The sequence below is a fragment of the Streptomyces phaeochromogenes genome (assembly GCF_001418655.1).
Lineage (GTDB): Bacteria > Actinomycetota > Actinomycetes > Streptomycetales > Streptomycetaceae > Streptomyces > Streptomyces phaeochromogenes.
The window spans coordinates 1-4,308 of sequence record NZ_LIQZ01000468.1; the positions used below are offsets into that span (position 1 = coordinate 1).

Consider the following 4,308-nt stretch of genomic DNA (forward strand, 5'->3'; position numbering starts at 1 on the left):
GGTCAGCTCGCAGCCCGCGCGGAGCAGGCGCTGCTTGTGCGGCTCGGAGCGGGTGTAGCCGAGGAAGCGGAGGCCGATGGCGTTCGCGGCGGTCAGCTCGGCGACCGACGAGCCGACCAGTACGGCGTCCGACGGCGACGCGCCGAGCTGGTCCAGAGCACGCAGGAGGCAGTCGGGGTTCGGCATCAGCCGGGTCAGCTCCTCGGCGCGTCGCCGTCGGACGCCGTACTGGTCGGCTCGTCGGTCGCCGAGCTGGTCCAGAGCACGCAGGAGGCAGTCGGGGTTCGGCATCAGCCGGGTCAGCTCCTCGGCGCGGCCGTGCACTCCGTTGACCAGGCCGGTCAGCCGCCCGTGGGCCTGCAGATACATCCAGACGGCGCTCGGCGCGTTGTCGGCGACGACGGCGACGCGCCGGCCGAGGGCGTTGAGCGTGGTGATCAGGGAGTCGGAGAACGGGGTGGCCGTGGCGGTCGAGATCGCCCGCTCCTCGATGCGGTTGAGCCGGCGGCGCAGATCGGCACCCAGGGGGTGCTCGGCGAACGCCCGCAACAGGTCGAGCGGGTTCGACCGTCCCTCCAGGGGTGACACGGGCGCGCCCCCCGGCGAGAGCGGCTCGCCGCTCAGCGCGGCGTCGGGGTGGCGCAGCTCGGCGAGGAGCGCGGCGAGTTCCTGGGTGGCCTGTTCCTCCTTGGCCCGCGTGTAGAGGCGTACGAGGGGGCCGTCGAAGCCGATGAGTACGTGGGGGACGTCGACGAGGAAGGGTGCGGCGGCGTCCGGGGGTGCGGCGAACGACTGGGTCGCGGGCGGGTGGAAGGGCGGCTCTTCGGTTGGCTTCAGCCGCACCGAGCATGTGACCGAGAGCCCGGGGACCGGCCAGCTGTGCAGTCCGTTGTGCAGCGCGCCCCGTGCGGGCACACGGTCGACCGGATGACGGCGGGTGACGCGGCCGGCCTCTTTGACGACGTGGGCGAGGAGGCGTTCGGACACGTTGCCGGTGTCGTCGCCCACGAACGCCACCGGGTCCTCGACGTGCCAGGCCAGTTCCACGGACGCGGTGAAGGTTCCGCCGCGGGAGCTGGGGAGCGAGAGCCGGTGGACGGACTGCTGGGGGGTGAGGTCGACCTCGTAGTACGCGATCGTGGGCCCCGAGGCCGGTGTGTCGACGAGCCGGGCGGGGTCGAGGAGCGTCAGTGCGCCGTCGGCGGGCTGGATGACGACGGCGGTGCGGCCGGGCTCCGGAAGGGGGATCCACCGGGGAGGGCGGGTGACGAACGGGCCGCGGACGAGGCCGCCCTGCTTGGTCCCGGGATGAGGGGCGAGCTCCGGAAGGTTCAGGGGGCAGTACCAGGCGAGGACCGGACCGGGCGGACCGTCGGCCTGCTCCGACCACAACGGTCGGAAGAGGGCGAGGTCGACAGAGAGATCGCTGTCCGTGAGTTCTTCGTACAGGACGGGGGAAAGGACGACCGCGATGTCCGACTGCTCCGGTGCCGGCAGAGAATCCGGTGTGGGGGGCTGCGCGGCGTGCCAGAACGTCAACCGGACCCTGGGCGGGTTGTTTGCCTCCAGGAGTATGCCCGGCAGGTTGCGCAGGGTCGCATTCAGCACGGGCAGTACGGACCGTACGGGCAACTCGGCAGCGGTGAACACGAAGTGGCCGTTGTCGTCGGAGCGCATGTCGTAGTCGTCGGGAGCCAGGCCGCTGAGCGAGAGCAGCCGGACCAGGGAGGGGGCGAGCCTGTTGTGAGCTTCCGGGCGGTCGTCCGGGTCCGCGCACTCCATCGTGATCGTCGGCCGGTCGGCGTCGGCGACGCGGTCCAGGTTCCTGCGGGCGAGGGCGCGCAGCCGGCGGAAGTCCTCGTGTTCGGGGTGCGTACGGAGCAGGTCGTCCAGGTCGGCGGCGGCGCGCTCGAAGTGGCCCAGTTCCAGGTCGAGTTCGGCGCGGGTGGCGTAGAGCGAGAGGTGTAGGGCGCGCAGGCGGGCGCGGGTCGCCTCGGCTGCGGGGCCCGGGACGCCGTCGAGGGGTTCGCCGTACCAGAGGTCGAGGGCGCGTTGGACGGTGTCGCGGGCCGTCGTCGGATCACCGTCCTCGTGACGGGACTTCGCTTCGGCGGCCAGCTCTTCGCAGCGGTTCACGTCGACGCTGTGGTGCGGTGCGTACAGGGCGTAGCCGCCCCCGGTCGTGGTGAGAATGCCGGGACCCAGGATCTTCCGCAGCCCCGAGGAGTAGGTGGACAGTCCTCCGGCGCGTCCCGGGGAGTGCCGCCCCCACAGTCCCTCGGTCAGCTCGACGTGGGACACCGGCCCGCCGCGTCGCAGGAGCAGCATGCACAGCACGGCCTGTTCCTCGGGGGAATGGTTGGGGAGGGCGTCGTCGCCCCGCTCGATCCGCACCGGGCCGAGCAGGCGGTAGCGGTATCGGTCCGCGGCGAAGGCGGGAGGGGGAGCGGTCTCGCTCGCGTTTGCGCCGAAGGAGGTGGTCCTGAGGAGTTCGAGGGCGCGACTCTGGCTGTCAGCGTCCGGAGAGAGCAGAAGGCGGACAGCTCCGTCGAGCCGCGACCTGAACGCCCCCTCGAACTGCCGGAGTTCCTCCGGCGCCTCCTCCACGCCCAGGTCTTCCAGCAGATGCCCGAGGGCCTCCAGATCCTTCGACTCGTCGTTCCCCCGGTCTTGCACCGGCTCGAAGTGCGTGATCCTGACGGTGCCGTCCGGAGACATCAGCAGGCTCTGCGGTGTGAGGCGACCGTGTGCGACACCCTGTTCGTGCAGAGCCCCGAGGCCCAGCGCGATCTGCCGCACCACGGACACGAACGCTGCGAAGGGCAGCCGTGAACTCTCGGCGAGCGTGGCTCCCTCGACGAACTCCGTGACCAGGTACGCGATGCCGTCCTCGACGCCGAAGTCGTGGACGTCGATCACGTTGGCATGCCGGACACCGGCGAGGACGCGCGCGGTGGCCAGGAAATGCTCGTGCTGCTCCGGCCCGATCCGGTGCGGATACACGGCGACCGTCTGTCCGGACCTGATGTCCTCGGCCTCCATCACGTGCTTGCCCCGCCCCAGCCTCCGTACGAGCCGGTACCTGCCGAGCACCAGGCCGGCGGTGTCCGACTTCGGCGGGGGGCCGCCCAGTCTCCGTACGCTCTCCTCCCGTACCGATGCGAACGGCTCGCCGTCGGTCGTGATGTCCCCGGGGCCCGGCACGGCGACGCGGAAATCGCCGGCCGTCACTCCCGCACGCGTGTCGATCAACGCGCCCACCCTCGCGGTGAGTTCGGAGGTGCGGCCGAGTGCCGTGCGGGGGAGCGTGCGGCGCAGCAGTTCGCGTACGCCCGGGCGGAAGACGTACGAACCCGCCTTGCCCGGGACCGCGATCAGGGCGCCGCTGAGGATCACCTCGGCGAGATGCTGCGGCTGGGGGTTCCTCTCGATCGCCGCGTGGACCAGGCGCATGACGGGCAACTCGGCGCGTCCGACGGCGAGATGACCGGCCAGCCGGAAGGCCTCGGGGGAAGCGAGAGAGCGGAAGCGGAGCAACAGCTCCTCGGGGGAGAGCCGTTCGACATCGCTGCGGCCCCATTCGTCGACCGGCGCGGGAGGCGGTGCGGTCCCCAACAGGCCGACCGCGCCCGGCAGTCGGCCCCCGCCCGCCACGAGCGCCGACCAGTTCGCCAGCCAGGGCGCCGAGGCCTCCAGCACGGGGAGGGGGAGCACGTCCCGGGGGAGGTCCTCCATGGCGTACGAGTCCACGTCGTACGCGGAGTTGGGCGCGGCGGGCCCCGGCGCGGCGATCCGGGCGGTCGTGGCGGGCAGAGCGGTGGTGCGCCACAGGCGTTCCGGGAGCGGCTGGACCACGGCGACCGGCATCCTGGCCGACCAGCGGCGCAGTGTGGAGTACCAGCGGGTGCCCGCCGGGCCGTCCCGCCACTGCGGGCCCATGCAGTCGCTGATCAGCAGGGTGACCGTACGCCCGTCCGCGTACGCCTCCTGCGAGCCGGGGCGGCGTACCGTGCCGTCGGTCTCCAGCCGGTGCAGCTCCACCGTGCGGAAGATGCCCGACTGGGCGAGGGCCGCGTGCAGTTCGCGCACCAGCGGGCGCCAGATCGGCATCGTCGGGCCGGTGTCGTGCACGAGGTGGAGCGTCAGCCAGCGCTCGGTCGCGGGGCGCAGCACGGGCAGCCACCACTGTGGGGAGGCTCCGAGCCGGGCGATCCGGTGCGCGGTCGCCGCTTCGTCCAGTTCCTGTCCGAACGGGGCGGGGACGCTTCGCTTGAGGGGGCGGAGGGCGCGTTGGAGTTTGAGGGGGTG

The 4,308-nt window shown here is 72.3% G+C and carries 1 protein-coding gene; it reads right to left on the reverse strand.

The features are described 5' to 3' along the window. The coding region (locus tag AOK17_RS43060; RefSeq protein ID WP_055618099.1) for an SAV_2336 N-terminal domain-related protein at nucleotides 1-4,308 on the reverse strand (4,308 nt) is incomplete at both ends.